Here is a 14,356-nt window from a genome sequence, read left to right as displayed (position 1 = left end):
TCGATTGAAGTTGGCTGCTGCCTGCCTCGCCGGAGGCAGTGTGCTGGCTGCCCTCGGCCTAGCCGGGGCGGCACCGGCCTCAGCCCAGGCCAGTGCATCAGATGCCGGGGTGGCGGTGGTGGTGGAGGTCACTGGACTGCTTGATCCGGTTATGGCCGAGCTCATTGAGAATTCGGTGGCCGATGCGGTCGATGCAGGCGCCCTCCTATTGGTGATCCGCGTGGACAGCAGCCGCTCGGTCGTGTCTGACGAACGCATATCCGAGTTGGCTGACGCCATTGCCGGGTCCCCGGTGCCCATCGCCGTTTGGGTCGGTCCCAATGGGGCTTCTCTGGAAGGCAAGGTGGCCCAGCTCTTCGCCACCGCCGAGGAAGTGGGCATCGCCCCTGGCACCCGGGTGGGCAATCTAGGCCCTCCGCTTCCGCCATTGGCCGACCATCCTGTGGCCTGGGCCAACCAGGAGCTGATTCGCCACCAGGCACTGGGATGGCGACAGGTCGTCTCACAAGGGGTGATTGCCTGTGATCCTTTGACCCTTGATGATTTTCGCGACCGCTTCGCCGACGCCGGCATCCCCTTCGATCCCGCGGCCGTGCGGGTGCCTCCTGACGAAGAACAGTGCGTAGCCCCCCTGATCGGCGACTTCCTGGTCGACTTAGACCATCTCGGCTTCGTCTCCAACTTGGTTGAGGTGGACGGCCAACCGCGATTGGAGCCTCAGACCCGGGTCCAGTTCCGAGGCTTGTCGCTCGCCCATCAGCTATTCCACACCGTGGCCAGCCCGCCGGTGGCCTATCTGCTGCTGACCATCGGGATGGGCCTGATGCTGTTCGAGTTCTTCACCGCGGGCATCGGAGTAGCCGGCGTGGTGGGCGCGCTGCTGTTCATCTTGTCCGGCTACGGACTCTCGGTGCTGCCCCACAACACTTGGGCGCTGGCGCTGCTGGCCGCTTCGATGGTGGCGTTCGGCATCGACGTCCAAACTTCTGTTCCCCGCTTTTGGACCGGGGCCGGGCTGGCCATGTTCGCCGCTGGCACCTGGTGGCTTTACGACGGGGTGTCCATGTCGTGGATTCCCATGGTGGTGATGATCGGGGCCATGTCGGTGGCCATGTTCTCGGCGATGCCGTCGATGGTCCGCACCCGCTTTTCCACCCCGACGATCGGCCGGGGCTGGATGATCGGCGAGATCGGCCAAGTAGTCGACGACGTCTCCCCCGACGGCGTTGTCCGCATCCGGGATGCGCTGTGGCGGGCCCGGGCCAATCGAGCGACGCCGGTGACCGCAGGCGACCAGGTAAGGGTGGTGGAGATCGACGGCCTGTGGCTGGAGGTCGAGCCCATTGAGGGAGCGGCCCGCGACTATCGGGAACCCCGCCGTTAGGGCGGTGACGAGGCCGGCGCCCGGTATCGCAGCCATTGGGGGCCAGCGTCAATCGGTCTGTTTGGGGCGGTGACGAGGCCGGCGCCCGGTATCGCAGCCTAAATCGGGGTGCGATTGCTCAACTCTCGTCTTGTGTTCGGACATCTTCGCCTATAAGGTCCGATCCAAGGGGGTAACAAGTGAGCGCTGTCATCAGTGAGAAAGCTTGGCAGGTGAAGGCTGCATGTCGAGGGCCGCAGGCCGCGGTCTTCTTCCCGCCACCATCTTTTGAGCGCAAAGACGAGAAGCTGGAGCGGGAGAGCCGGGCCAAGGCCATTTGCGAAGAGTGCGCCGTCATCGACGAATGCCGCGACTATGCCCTGAAGATTCGCGAGCAGCATGGGATCTGGGGCGGCCTCAACGAACTGGAGCGACGAGAGATCCTCAATCGGCGCCGCAACTGATCGCGGCGGCGTCAGACAGCGGGCAGGCGGGGTCCAGCGATGCGCACGTCTCCGCGACGGCGGGTGACGCCATTGCTGTCGAGCCAGGCCAATAGCGGGAGGGCGTACTTTCGTGTGGTCCTCAATCGCTCGCGCACCTCGGCCACGGTGACTCCGCTGGGTTGAACCGCCAACATCTCGGCCAGCACCGAACCGGCCGCCTCCAGTGCCAGCGCGGCGAAGAACACCCCGTCCTGCTCCACAACCAAACCCCGTTTCACCAACTCCCGTACCTCGCCGCGGTCGGCGCCCACGGCTTCAGGGTCAGGCGGGGTGAATAGCGCCGCTTCCAGCGCGGCAGTGTACCGGTGGTTCTGGAAGGGGTCCGACAGCCCGACGGGCCGGGCTCGACCGCCGTCGACCACCACATCGGGCAACAGGTTGAGCACCACCCGGTCCCGTTCGCTCAGCCCGGCCATATCCAGCCCTAGGGGCCCGGCATCGTCCACCGCCCCCCGCAGCCGGTCCCGAGTGTCGGTTAGCACTGAAGGGCTCACCGCCCATCGGCCTATGTCGGGGGCGCGCTGCTGCCCGGTTAGCAGGGCGAGGCGCTCGACTTCCACCCATCCCCGCTCGGCGATCACCCGGTCGACGGACAAGTCGGGACTGGCTACCGAAGCGGGCAGCACCGGGTCGACGTCGAGCACGGTTCCACCTCCGATGGTCTCGGCCCGGCCGCTCTCCCGCAGGATGAACCGGTCGCCGGGCAGCAACGGCAGGCGTCGGGGGAGGTGGAGCCGCACCAGCCCGGTTTCGCCCGGAGACAGCGATTCGAGCCCGAGAATGCGCATCCTGGCCGGCAGCTCGCATGCTCCCAGGTAAACGGCATGCGCTCCTCGGCGGGACACTTCATGGTCCAATGTGCTCAACACGGTGAACGAGGCGTCGACTCGGTTGGTCAGATGCCACTGTCCGGCTCGAACCAGCACATCGCCGCGGGCCACTTCTTGGTGGCCGACTCCCGACAAGTTGACCGCCACCCGGTTGCCCGGCCCGATCTTGGTTCGCCGGTTGTGGTGGCTCTGCATGGCCCGAACCCTCACCGCAGTACCCCTGGGCCGCAGCACTAACTCGTCGTCCACCCGGATCTGACCGCCTCCCAATGTGCCGGTCACCACCGTTCCCGCCCCCCGGGCCGCGAACGCCCGATCAATCCACAGCCTCGGCCGGCGCTGGTCGGCGGCCGCCGGAGTCCGGTTCACCAAGTCGTCCAGCTCGGCTCGCAGCTCATCGAGGCCCAGCCCGTCCACCATGTCGGTCTCAACCACCGGCGCACCGGCCAAGAAGGTGCCCTCAACCCTCTCCTCCACCTCCAAGCGGGCCAACTCGGCCACATCGGCGTCGCACAGTCCCACCTTGGTCAGTGCGATCAGCCCGTGCGACACCCCCAGAAGCTCCAGGATGCGAAGGTGCTCCTCCGACTGCGGCATCCAGCCCTCGCTGGCCGCCACCACGAACAAACAGGCGTCCACTGCGCCGACCCCGGCCAGCATGTTGCGGATGAACCGCTCATGGCCGGGCACGTCGATGATCGACAGCGACCGACCGGAGGGAAGCGGCGCCGATCCGAAGCCCAAGTCGATGGTCAGGCGTCGGGCCTTCTCCTCGGCGAATCGATCGGGGTCAACCCCGGTAAGCGCCTCCACCAGCGTGGACTTTCCATGGTCAACATGGCCGGCGGTGGAGATGGTGATGCTCATGGGCAATCAAGTGGGGACCCGCTGCCCGGTCGGTTGTCGCCGAGTTCCAAGATGATGCTCACCCCAGGGCCTTCAGGGCGGCGATCACGTGCTGGTCGTCGCCGGGCGCCACCGTTCTCATATCGAGCCATGTGCGGCCGTCGCTCACTCGGGCGACGACCGGCGGCGTGCCGGCTCGCAGCGCGGCGGTGTGGTCCCCGTCCAGCACCACGCCGCACGAGTCGATGGCCGCGCCGGGCAGCGTGCCGCCCCCCGGTACCGACGCCATCTCGGCCAGTTCGCCCACCCCCGATTCGCCCACCACTGCCTGGGCCCGGCTTTGCAGACTGGCCACCGCCAGCGATGCCATCCGCCAGAATTCGATGGCCGGTCCGTCTCGCCGCAAATACGCCAGCGTCACCTGTTGGAGCGCACCCAGCACGAGGCTGCCCGGTCTCAGCGCTCGGGCCAGAGGATGCCGGGCGCACTGCTGCACCAGGTCGGCCCGCCCGGCGATGACTCCCGCTTGGGGGCCCCCGAACAGCTTGTCGCCCGAGAACGTGACCAGCGCCGCGCCATCGGCCAGGCTCTGGCGGGCGGCAGGCTCGCCGACCAGCCACACCGGTGGGCCGTCGGCCAGCCACGGGCAGGCGGCATCGACCAACCCCGACCCGATGTCGGCCACCACCGGCACATCGAGGGAGGCCATCTCGGCCACGGTCACGACCTCGGTAAACCCCACGATGCGATAGTTCGACTGGTGGACCTTGAGGGCGAGGGCGGTGTCGTGGGCCGGGTTCTGGGTGGCCGATGCGAAATCGGCCAAACGGGTGCGGTTGGTGGTTCCCACCTCCACCAGATTTGCCCCCGACTGCTCCATCACCTCCGGCACCCGGAACCCGCCGCCGATCTCCACCAGCTCGCCCCTCGACACCACCGCCCCCTGCCCGCAGGCCAAAGCAGCCAGGACCAGCAGCACTGCCGACGCCCCGTTGTTCACCACGATGGCGTCCTCGGCATCGCACAGCCGGGCCAACAGGGCCGCGGCGTGGGCGTGGCGCGATCCTCGGCGACCTGAGGCCAGGTCCAGTTCCAGGTTGGAGTAGGCCGCGTCGGCCGCGACGGCCAGCGGGGCCCGCCCCAGGTTGGTATGCAGGAGAACCCCGGTGGCGTTCACCACCGGTTGAAGCAGGGCCCGGGCCGCGGCGTGGGCGTGGTGCCGGGCCCGCTCGTGGACGACCTCGGGGCTGCCGTCGGCTATGGCCCTTCGGGCCGCATCAACCAGCAGCGGATGCGGCAGGCCGGTGTCGGCCAAAGACCGGGCCAGGGTGTCCACCGAAGGGGGTCTCACAGCTCTCAGCGTATGGCCCGACTGCGAAGCCGTCACTCTCCGTCGGCGAGATCGGTGTCGTGGATGGTTCCCGGCTTGGCTTCTCCGGGGCCGAAATAGGCCACCCGATGCCGGAAGCGGCGGATCAGGATCGGGCGGATCGCCATGCGGGTGGGCGGGAACAAGAGCAGGAGGCCGAAGGCGTCGGTCGCGAATCCGGGGGTGAGCATGAGCGCTCCGGCAAACAGCACCAAGGCGCCGTCCACCAGTTCTCGACCCGGCATCTGGCCCTCATGAAGCTTGCTCCGCACCCGCCAGAGCACTGCCATTCCTTGGGCTTTGACCATCCAGGCGCCGACCACGCTCACCAAGATCAGCAGGCCTATGGTTTCCAGCGTCCCGATGCTGCGGGCCGTCTCCACGATCACGAACAACTCCACCAGGGGCACCGCGATGAACAGGAGCACCAGCCAGACGAGCACGCCAAGCCCTATCCGGAAGCGACGTCGAGGCGGGCCAAGGCCGCCTCAGCGGCCTCGAAGATCCGAGCGGTGCAGCCGGCCATGTCGACAGGCGGGACTTCCTCCAGCAGCCGGTCGGCGATGGCTCGGAACGCATCAGCCGCGGGGCTTGGGGCATTCGCCAGCACCACTGGGATACCGTCATCGCCGCCCGGGGCCACTGAGGCATCGATGGGAACCTGGCCCAGCAGGGCCACGTTTAGCTCGTCGGCCAGTTCCTGCCCGCCCCCGCGGCCGAATATGGCATACGACTCCCCGTCGGGCGCGGCGAATGCGCTCATGTTCTCGATCACCCCGGCGATCCGGAGGTAGTTGCTCCGGCCCATCGAGGCCACCCGGGCAGCCACCTTCTGGGCGCTGCGGGCCGGCGTGGTCACCACCACCATCTCGGCCTGGGGCAACAGCTTGGCTATGCCCATCTGCACGTCGCCGGTGCCCGGTGGCATGTCGATCAAGAGATAGTCCACCGGCCCCCAGCGCACATCCTCCAAGAAGTGCTGGACGGCCCGGTTGAGCATGAGCCCCCGCCACATCAGAGCGGTCTCCTCCCGATCCACCAAAAACCCCATCGACACCACTTCCAGGGTGCCGTCGCCCACCTGCTTCTCGTTGGGGACGATCTTCTTCTCGTCGGTCGCGCCGGCCAGACGGCCATCGATGCCCAGCATTCGGGGCACCGAGTAGCCCCAGATGTCGGCATCCATAACCCCAACCCGCATCCCCCGTCGGGCCAGTTCTGCGGCCAGGTTCACCGTCACCGTCGACTTGCCCACCCCGCCCTTGCCCGAGGCCACCATCACCACTTTGGCCGTGGGGGGCACCTCGGTGTCGGGGGCGTTTTGAGCCACGTTGAAGCGGGCCTTGGCCATCGTGGCGGCCTTCTCCTCCTGGGTCAGCTCGCTCCAGTGGATCTTGACCTTCTCCACGCCGGGCAGATCGCCCACTCGGCTGCGGACCTCCCGCTGGATCTGGGCTCGCAGCGGGCAACCCGAGGTGGTGAGCGCCACCGTCACCTCGACCAGCCCGCCGGGATTGACCACCGCACCGCGGGCCATGCCCAGATCAACGATGTCGCTGCCCAGCTCGGGGTCGATCACCCCGCGGAGCACGGCCATCACGTCGTCAACCGTCGGCAAGGCTGCGGTTGGGGCATCGCTCACCCCAGTCATGCTATCGGGTGTGTATACCCGCCAAGCCTGCGGGTAAACTAACGTCGGTTCACAGCACCGAGTAGGGAGAAGCTTGTGATCACACTCACTGACGCAGCCACCAGCAAAGTCGGCAACCTGGTGCAACAAGAACAGGCCGATGACGAGGAACTGGCCCTACGGGTAGCGGTGCGGCCGGGCGGCTGTTCTGGGTTCAGCTACGAGATGTACTTCGATGCCGACTTCGGCGCCGAGGACCAGGAGGTTCTCTTCGGCGATGTCAAGGTGGTGGTGGACTCGTCCAGCGCGGCCCTGCTGGAAGGCGCAGTTCTCGACTACAAAGACGGCCTGACCGACGCAGGCTTCTCCATCACCAACCCCAACGCCCAGCGCACCTGCGGCTGCGGCCAGAGCTTCAGCTAACCCTCTTCGCCGCGCATGGCGGCCGCTTTGGAATTCACCGTTGACGGCCGCCCAATCGAGGTTCCCGACGACGGTGCCTCTCTCATGGAGGTGTTGCGCGACCGCCTGGGCATTCGCGCCGTGAAAGACGGGTGCAGCCCGCAAGGCCAATGCGGCTGCTGCACCGTGTGGGTGGACGGCAAGCCGCGAGTGTCCTGCGTGACTCCCGCCCGACGGGTGGCCGGCCGGGAGGTCACCACGATGGCCGGGTTGCCCGCCGATGTCCGCAGTGGGTGGAGCGAGGCGTTCTGCGCCGCAGGGGCCAGCCAGTGCGGCTTTTGCACCCCCGGCATCATCATGCGCCTCGCCGGCCTCGAAGCCCGATCGGGGGCGGACCGCCCTCGGGTCGTCGGGGACCAGCCCCGGTCGGCGGCGGCCACTGCGCTGGCCGCCCACCTGTGCCGCTGCACCGGTTGGCAGACCATCTTGGAGGCGTGGGAGGGCTATGGCACAGCCGTCCCCCAACGGAACTGGCCCGCCGCGGCCCGCCGGGCCGAACTCGAGGGCGGCGTTGCCCAGGCCGTGGGGCCTGATGTGGCCTCGGGCGAGGGGGGTTTCGCCGACGACACGGCGCCCGAGGGGGCGTTGGTGGCGCTGTCGGATGGCCAAGGGGGCTGGGCCCTGGGAGAGACGGTCGCCGAGGCTCGGGCCGCGGCCGGCAAGGTACAGGGCCGTCGCACCCCGGCTGAGGCGCTCATGCCCCTGGCGTTCCCCGAGGGGGACTGGGCAGTGCGTCTGCGGACCTCCTGGGTTGAACCGGCCTATTTGGAAACCGACGCCTCGTGGTGTACGCCGGGCGGCGAACCGGCGACCCCCCTGGCCAACGGCGGGGCATTCGGCGCCAAGCTGGCCTCTCCTTTGCCCGGGGTGGCCCGCAAGCTGGCCGATGAGCACGGTCGACCGGTCCGAGTGCTGTGGTCTCGCGAAGACACGGTTCGCCACGGCCCCAAGCGCCCCCCGATGGCCATCGGGGTCAACGCCAATGGCCGCGGGCTCGTTCGGGTGGTTCGCACGCCGGGGGTGGCCGAGGCCATCGCCCTGGTGGCCCCTGGCCTGAAGGTGGAGGAAGTGGCCATTGCCGGGCCCCCGACGTCGGTCGCCATGCGGGGTGCGGGCTGGGTGGAGGCCGCAGTGGCTCTCAGCTTCCTGCACGACGGCACCCAGCCGATGGTGGCGCCCGACGGGGGCTCGGCTCGGGCCGAATGGAGCGAGGGCGGCTTTCGGGTGCAGGTGCGCGGCGGCAACCCGCTGGATGAGATCGTGCTTCGTTCCTACTGCATCGGTGCTGCTCACATGGCCTATAGCTGGGTCACCTCCGAAGCTCTGACCGTCGATCTCCACGGTGAGGTACACGACCTCACCATCCGCTCCTTCGGCGTGGTGCCCGCATCCCGGATGCCGCCGGTGGAGGTGGAGATCGAGCCGTCCGATGACCCGCCGGTCAACTGCTCCGACGCCGTGTTTGCCGCGGTGGCCGCAGCCACCTGGCGGGTCGCCGGCTATCCCGCCGACTGGCCCACCGGGCCATTGCCCGGTCAGCCCGACTGGTTGTAGAACAGTCGGTCGGTCACTTCTCGGACGGCCGCGGTGATCTCCTGGAAGTCGGCTTGTAAATCCTTGCTGCTGGGGTAGCCCAGTCGCCGGGCCAAGAGAAGCTCCTCGTGGTCGTCGTCGGGGAACCCGTCTGAGGAGAGCCCGGAGAGGTGGTAGCGGGCGTTGCGGAACCTCTGGCAGAAGCGATAGCCCACATCCAAGGTGGCCCGGTCGCCGATGTCGAGCAGTTCGTGCTCCGACAGGCCGGCCAGCGCGGGCAGGGTGCGGTTGTCGCGGATCGAGGTTCGTCCGTGCCCGTGCTGAAGTTGCAAGAGCTGCACGGTGAACTCGATGTCGCTGAGGCCTCCGGCGCCGAGCTTCACATCCCGAGCCTTGCTGCCGGTGCCCAGCCGCTCGGATTCGATGCGGCGCTTCATCGCCCGTATCTCCTCAGCATCGGCCTCGCTGAAGGTGGGTTGGTAGCACCATTCGTCGGCCAACTGGAGGAATCGGCTTCCCAGGCCGGGATCGCCGGCCACAAAGCGTCGCTTGACCAGGGTTTGGCGTTCCCACAGTTGGCCCCGCTCGGCGTAGTACCGCTGATAGCCCTCGAGCGATCGGGCAAGCTGTCCGTTCTCGCCTTCGGGGCGCAGCCGGGCGTCGATCTCCCACGCCCGGCCTTCCGCGGTTTGGGCCCCGATCTGTTGGAGCAGGCCCCGGGCGACGCGGTTGGCCGCCTTGGCATCGTCAGATGTTGTGCCCTCGTACACGAAAATCACATCCAAGTCGGAGGCATAGGAAAGGTCGAGCCCGCCGTAGCGTCCCAGCCCGATCACCGCGAAGGGCATCTGCGGGGCCAGCGAGTCGACGGCCGCCGACACGGCGACATCCGCGATGTTTGTCAGTTCCTCAGGAATCTGGATGATTGAGGCCAACCCCAGAATGTCCCGGGCCGCCACTCGCAACTGCTCCCGCCGCACGAATCGGCGCAGCTCGGCCATCTGCATGTCGGGATCGTCGCCGCTCGACCTCATCGCCTCGATGGCCTCATCGGCCAGGTCGTCTGCCGTCCGAGCCTCTGCGAGGTCCTCGGGATGCATCAGCGAGCGGGCGAACTCCGGGTAATTGCGCATCCAGCCGGCAGCCACCCGACTGGATCCCAGCAGTTGGGCGATGTCGCTGATGGCGATGGGGGAGTCGCGCAGCACCGGGAGGATGGTGCCGACCCGGAAGGAGCCGTCCAGCAGCCATGCCAGGCGGATGAGTCCCAAGTCGGGGTCGGGGCTTGTGGCCAGCGCCTCCACCATGATGACCAGAACCTGTTGCATCACGTTGGCCCTGCGGCCCAAGTTCTCGGTCAGGCGCTCGATGGTGGCTGCGGCCCGGTCAGGGTCGGCGAAGCCCAACTGGCCCAGGCGGTCGGGGAGCAGTTCGGTCACCAATCCGGTCTCATGCATCCGATCCAGGGTCTGGCGGTAGAAGATCCGCTGGTGGATTTCCCGAACCGAGGTCTGATGGCGGTTATGGGAGGCCTGGAACGCCTCCAGGTTCTCGAACCCTGACGCCCGGGCAGCCCATTCCCGGTCGGCGTCGACGGTGGGCAATTCGTGGGTCTGGCGCTCGTCGCGAAGCTGCAAGCGATGCTCGACCGTGCGCAAGTGGATGTAGGCCGTGGTGAAGTGAAGGGCATCGGCCTGGTCGATGTACTCGCCCCAGCTCAGTTGGCGCAGGGCGGTGAGGGTGTTGGGGGAGCGGATGGTGGGATCGGATCGGCCGTGGATCAATTGCAGGAGCTGCACGGTGAACTCGATGTCCCGCAGGCCCCCCGGTCCCTTCTTGAGCTCCCGGTCGCCCTTCAACTTGGCCGACTCCTCCACCCGCAGCTTCAGGGCCCGGAGGTGAGGCACCGTGTCGGCTTCGAGATTCTCGCCCCAAACCCCCGGCTGGATGGCGTTGAAGAAGGCATTGCCCAACTCGGGATCGCCGGCCGACAGCCGGGTCTTGATGTAGGCCTGCCGCTCCCAGGGCACCGCCCACCGGTCGAAGTAGGTTCCGAACGCTTCTGGGGTGCGGCTGAGCGCCCCGGCCCCTCCCTCGGGCCGGAGTTCGATGTCCACCCGGTATACCTGCCCCTCGGGGGTGAAGGCGGTGAGGATCTCCAGCACCTTGCGGGCTCGCCGGGCCGCGGCCGCCGAATCCCCCTGGTGGACGAACACGATGTCCACATCGCTGGCGTAGTTCAGCTCGTTGCCCCCGAGCTTGCCCATGCCGATAATGGCCAGCGGCGGGCCTTGATCGGCGATCTCCAGGGCTCGGACGAAACAAGCATCGGCCAGCAGCGACAGCTCCCGTCCCACGGTGGGCAGGTCGGCCTCGCCCAGCAGGTCGCGCAGTGCGATCCGCAGAAGCTGGCGGCGCTTCCACCGCCGCAGGCCATCTAGGGCATCGGCGTCGTCGGGGGCAGCCAGCGAGATCTTCTCGGTGGCGAAGTCGCCGGGCGGGTCGAGCACGCCCAGCAGGCCGGGGTCGCGGCGCACCGCCTTGGTCATGCTGCGGGAAGCCCCGGCCAGCATGGCCGCCGCTCGAGCCCGGCGCTCGTTGGTGATGCCGAGGTCACCGATGAGCGATCGGGCATCCTCGGGCCACGGGCAAGAGGCGATCAGGAAGTCAATGTCCTGGTTCTGCTGCTCTGGGCCTTCAGCTTCCATAAGATCCCATGCTATGAGCACTCCGGTCGGTCCGTACTCTCCCATCGTCCGAGCGGGCGATTTCCTCATCTGCTCCGGCCAGATCGGCATCGCCGACGGGGCGCTGGTCCCCGGCGGGCTCATCGCCCAGTTCCGCCAGGCCGTGGCCAACGCCGAATCGGTGCTGGCCACCGAGGGCGCCACCCTGGACGACGTGGTCAAGGCCACCGTGTTCCTGGTCCACATGGATGATTTCGCCGCCATGAACAACGCCTACGTCGAGTGCTTCGGCGACTCCCGCCCCGCCCGCTCCGCCGTTGGCGTCGCCGCCCTCCCGCTAGGCGCCCTCGTAGAGATCGAGCTTTGGGCTCATTCGGCTGTTTGAGTTCAGCAGCCGCCGTCTCGGAACGGGTTGCTGCCGGCCGGAGGGAAGCGCTCCGGGTCTAGGGGATAGTCGATTCAGTGGCAATGGTGTCAGCGGTGGCAGTCATCGGGGGTGATCCAAGTGTCGATTCCGAATAGGCAGGAATAGGCGCTCAGCAGTGACAATTGGGCGTTGAGCAATCTGTTGCGAACTGTGAATTCAGCGGGGGTGGGTGTGCCTTCGAACGGGGCGGGCTTTATGTCTCCTCCGGCTGGCCTCCCGTTATCACAGCCTTCTGGCACCACATGGGTGTCCACGTCAAAGCGGCAGCGGAAGATGTTGAGCGCGGTTTCCTGAAGGGCGACCAGTTCATCCAGCTCCAGCATCGTTCGAACAGCCTCGTTGTCGTCGCCATCGTCTAATGCAGCCGCGCTGGCAGTCTGAAGGCCAGTTACCACAAGCAATACCATCGTCATTGCTGCCCACAGGCGGGGGCTTCTTATGCGCATGCTGTAGAGGTTAGTGAGAATGTCGCCAGCCCCTCCTCGCTGAGGTCAACGCTCCCAGCGGGAGAGGCCGAAGCGGTAGCCGACGGATCTCACGGTGGTGATGAGGCCGGCGTGCTCTTCGCCCAGCTTGGCCCGCAGGCGCCGCACGTGGACGTCCACCGTGCGGGCGCCGCCGAAGTAGTCGTAGCCCCACACCCGGCTGAGCAGGGTTTCCCGGGTGAACACCTTGCCGGGAGAGCCGGCCAGGAACTTCAGCAGCTCGTATTCCATGTAAGTGAGGTCTAAGGGCCGGCCGGTGATGGACGCCTGATAGGTCTCCACGTTCAGCACCAGCGGGCCGTACTCGATGAGCTCGGGGCGCAGCGCGGTGCCTGTCCGCCACACCAGGTGGGTCAGCCGGGCCTCCAGCTCCCGCTGGTGGAACGGGGTGAGGCAGAAGTCGGCGTAGAGGTCGTCGCGCATCTCCAATTCGTCCAGATGAGTGCCGGAGATGAGCAACAGCACCGGAATGTCCAAGCCCCTCCGGCGCAGGGCACGGCAGAAGCCAAATGCGTCTTCGGGGTTCTCATCCACCGCCACCACCGCTCCCAGCCACCGGCCCTCCGGCTCTTGGGCGCTGTCGGTTGCCTTCCAGTTGAAGCCGCCCAAGTCCAGGGTGCGCACCAGCTCTGGCGGCGGCGGATCGGGATACACCAGCAGCGGTTCGCCCATGGCAGCTACCAGGTGTTCAGGTACCGGCGGAGCTCGAAGGGCGTTACCTCCCGGCGATAGTCGGCGAACTCGGCCCTCTTGTTGCGCAAGAACCACTCATGGATGTGCTCGCCCAAAACCTCGGCCATCAGCGGCGACTCCTCCAGCACGTCCAGCGCGTCTGACAGCGACGTGGGCAGCTCCTCGAAGCCCTTGGCCCGGGCTTGGCTCCTGGTCATGGTGTAGAGGTCGGCGGCAGCCTCGGCGGGCAGGTCGTAGCCCTCCTGCACGCCTTTCAAACCGGCGGCTAGCACCGCGGAGAACGCCAGATAGGGGTTGGCCGCCGAGTCGAGCGCCCGGTACTCCACCCGGGTTGAAGACTCCTTGCCCGGCTTCACCACCGGCACCCGGACCAGCGCGGAGCGGTTGTTGCGGGCCCACGACACGAAGGTGGGAGCCTCGTCGCCGGCCACCAGCCGCTTGTAGCTGTTCACAAGCTGGTTGGTCACCGCGGTGAACTCCCGGGCGTGGCGCATCAGCCCGGCGATGAAGGCCTTGGCCGTTTTCGACAGCCCGTACTCGTCTCCGGCGTCGTGGAAGGCATTCACATCGTTCTCGAACAGCGACATGTGGGTGTGCATGCCCGACCCCTGCACACCGTTCAGCGGCTTGGGCATGAAGGTGGCGTGCAGGTCGCGGTCTAGCGCCAGCTTGCGCACCACCAGCCGAAGTGTCATCACGTTGTCGGCCATGCTCAGCGCCTCGGTGTAGCGCAGGTCGATCTCGTGCTGGCTGGGGCTGTCCTCGTGGAAGGAGTACTCCACCGGGATGCCCATGGCCTCCAGCATCCCTATGGTGCGCTTGCGCAGCGGGCTGGCCACATCGGCGGTGGTCAGGTCGAAGTAGGAGGCGTTGTCCAGCGGCGTCAGCGGCTGTTCGGGGTCGCTGTGGCCGAAATAGAAGAACTCCACCTCGGGCGCGGTGTAGAAGGTGTAGCCCATCTCGGCGGCGGCGGCCAGGCTGCGGCGCATCACCCAGCGGGGGTCGCCCTCGAAGGGCGTGCCGTCGGGGTTGCGGATGTCGCAGAAGATGCGGCCGGAGGGCTCCTCGGGGTCGGCCCACGGCAGCAGCTCGAATGTGGCCGCGTCGGGAACGGCCAGAACGTCGCTCTCTTGCACTCGGGAGAAGCCGTCGATGGCCGAGCCGTCGAATTGCAGTCCCTCGTCGAAGGCGTCAGCCAGCTCTGCGGGGGAGATGGCCACCGACTTGAGTTGGCCCAGGACATCGGTGAACCAGAGCCGGACGAGCCTTACCCCTCGCTCCTCCACGGTGCGAAGCACATAGTCCTTTTGCGGCTCCATAGTGGGCGGCCAGCGGGTCTCGGCGGATGGTCTCTGCGGCTCCATAGGCGACTACCAGAGTGCCTTGAAACGAGTCGGCGGCGCCAGCCCATCCCCGGCGTTCACAGAGCCTTCACAAACGGGAAAATCTTTGGAAACCCAGGTCTGGCACAATACGAGATGCCCTTGCCGCTTGTGGGAAAGTAAGGATCAGACAAAGGAGGAAC

General features: G+C 67.3%; 13 protein-coding genes. 5 read left to right on the top strand and 8 right to left on the bottom strand.

Annotated features, from left to right (window positions below; translation table 11 throughout):
- Positions 1 to 4: 4 nt before the first annotated feature.
- Both ACOGXA_RS14005 and ACOGXA_RS14000 read left to right on the top strand, forming a co-directional pair.
- The gene (locus ACOGXA_RS14005; protein ID WP_419924479.1) at positions 5 to 1,384 is read left to right on the top strand and encodes an NfeD family protein; all 1,380 of its coding nucleotides are present in this window, start codon (positions 5 to 7) and stop codon (positions 1,382 to 1,384) included.
- A gap of 179 nt (positions 1,385 to 1,563) precedes the next feature.
- A complete protein-coding gene (locus tag ACOGXA_RS14000; RefSeq protein ID WP_419924478.1) occupies positions 1,564 to 1,827 on the top strand; it encodes a WhiB family transcriptional regulator in 264 nt (87 codons plus the stop codon).
- 11 nt (positions 1,828 to 1,838) lie between these two features.
- Here ACOGXA_RS14000 and selB read toward each other — a convergent pair whose 3' ends face one another.
- Genes selB through ACOGXA_RS13980 form a run of 4 tightly spaced genes read right to left on the bottom strand, consistent with a single transcriptional unit; the run spans position 1,839 to position 6,556 of the window.
- Complete coding sequence (selB, locus tag ACOGXA_RS13995; RefSeq protein WP_419924477.1) at positions 1,839 to 3,566, bottom strand: selenocysteine-specific translation elongation factor; 1,728 nt, start codon at positions 3,564 to 3,566, stop codon at positions 1,839 to 1,841.
- 58 nt (positions 3,567 to 3,624) lie between these two features.
- Entirely contained in the window at positions 3,625 to 4,896 is a 1,272-nt protein-coding gene (selA, locus tag ACOGXA_RS13990) for an L-seryl-tRNA(Sec) selenium transferase (RefSeq protein ID WP_419924476.1), read from the bottom strand.
- A gap of 32 nt (positions 4,897 to 4,928) precedes the next feature.
- A complete protein-coding gene (locus ACOGXA_RS13985) occupies positions 4,929 to 5,357 on the bottom strand; it encodes an FxsA family protein (protein WP_419924475.1) in 429 nt (142 codons plus the stop codon).
- Between the two features lie 8 nt (positions 5,358 to 5,365).
- A complete protein-coding gene (locus ACOGXA_RS13980; RefSeq protein WP_419924474.1) occupies positions 5,366 to 6,556 on the bottom strand; it encodes an Mrp/NBP35 family ATP-binding protein in 1,191 nt (396 codons plus the stop codon).
- A gap of 84 nt (positions 6,557 to 6,640) precedes the next feature.
- On the opposite strand from ACOGXA_RS13980, the gene ACOGXA_RS13975 reads away from it, so the two are divergent.
- On the top strand, positions 6,641 to 6,967 hold the full coding sequence (locus tag ACOGXA_RS13975) for a HesB/IscA family protein (protein WP_419924473.1): 327 nt from the start codon (positions 6,641 to 6,643) through the stop codon (positions 6,965 to 6,967).
- Positions 6,968 to 6,982: 15 nt separating this feature from the next.
- The gene (locus ACOGXA_RS13970) at positions 6,983 to 8,560 is read left to right on the top strand and encodes a 2Fe-2S iron-sulfur cluster-binding protein (protein WP_419924472.1); all 1,578 of its coding nucleotides are present in this window, start codon (positions 6,983 to 6,985) and stop codon (positions 8,558 to 8,560) included.
- Here the strand turns inward: ACOGXA_RS13970 and ACOGXA_RS13965 are convergent.
- Positions 8,542 to 11,247, bottom strand: a complete 2,706-nt coding sequence (locus tag ACOGXA_RS13965; protein ID WP_419924471.1) for a bifunctional [glutamine synthetase] adenylyltransferase/[glutamine synthetase]-adenylyl-L-tyrosine phosphorylase — start codon at positions 11,245 to 11,247, stop codon at positions 8,542 to 8,544. The two genes, ACOGXA_RS13970 and ACOGXA_RS13965, sit on opposite strands and share 19 nt — an antisense overlap.
- 13 nt (positions 11,248 to 11,260) lie before the next feature.
- Here ACOGXA_RS13965 and ACOGXA_RS13960 point away from each other — a divergent pair, with 13 nt between their 5' ends.
- Positions 11,261 to 11,611: a RidA family protein gene (locus tag ACOGXA_RS13960; RefSeq protein ID WP_419924470.1), complete on the top strand. Its 351-nt coding sequence runs from the start codon at positions 11,261 to 11,263 to the stop codon at positions 11,609 to 11,611.
- A gap of 89 nt (positions 11,612 to 11,700) precedes the next feature.
- On the opposite strand, the gene ACOGXA_RS13955 is transcribed toward ACOGXA_RS13960, so the two are convergent.
- From ACOGXA_RS13955 to glnA, 3 genes are all read right to left on the bottom strand, one after another.
- Positions 11,701 to 12,066 carry a hypothetical protein gene (locus ACOGXA_RS13955; RefSeq protein WP_419924469.1) on the bottom strand — a complete coding sequence of 122 codons (366 nt, stop codon included), beginning with the start codon at positions 12,064 to 12,066 and terminating at the stop codon, positions 11,701 to 11,703.
- A gap of 78 nt (positions 12,067 to 12,144) precedes the next feature.
- Positions 12,145 to 12,810, bottom strand: a complete 666-nt coding sequence (locus ACOGXA_RS13950; protein WP_419924468.1) for a response regulator transcription factor — start codon at positions 12,808 to 12,810, stop codon at positions 12,145 to 12,147.
- A gap of 5 nt (positions 12,811 to 12,815) precedes the next feature.
- Positions 12,816 to 14,150 (bottom strand): type I glutamate--ammonia ligase, encoded by a 1,335-nt coding sequence (glnA, locus tag ACOGXA_RS13945; protein ID WP_419924467.1) that lies wholly within the window; start codon positions 14,148 to 14,150, stop codon positions 12,816 to 12,818.
- Positions 14,151 to 14,356 lie beyond the last annotated feature (206 nt).

This window comes from Candidatus Poriferisocius sp. (assembly GCF_965208475.1).
GTDB lineage: Bacteria > Actinomycetota > Acidimicrobiia > Acidimicrobiales > Bin134 > Poriferisocius.
This window is presented reverse-complemented; position numbering and strand designations above follow the sequence as displayed.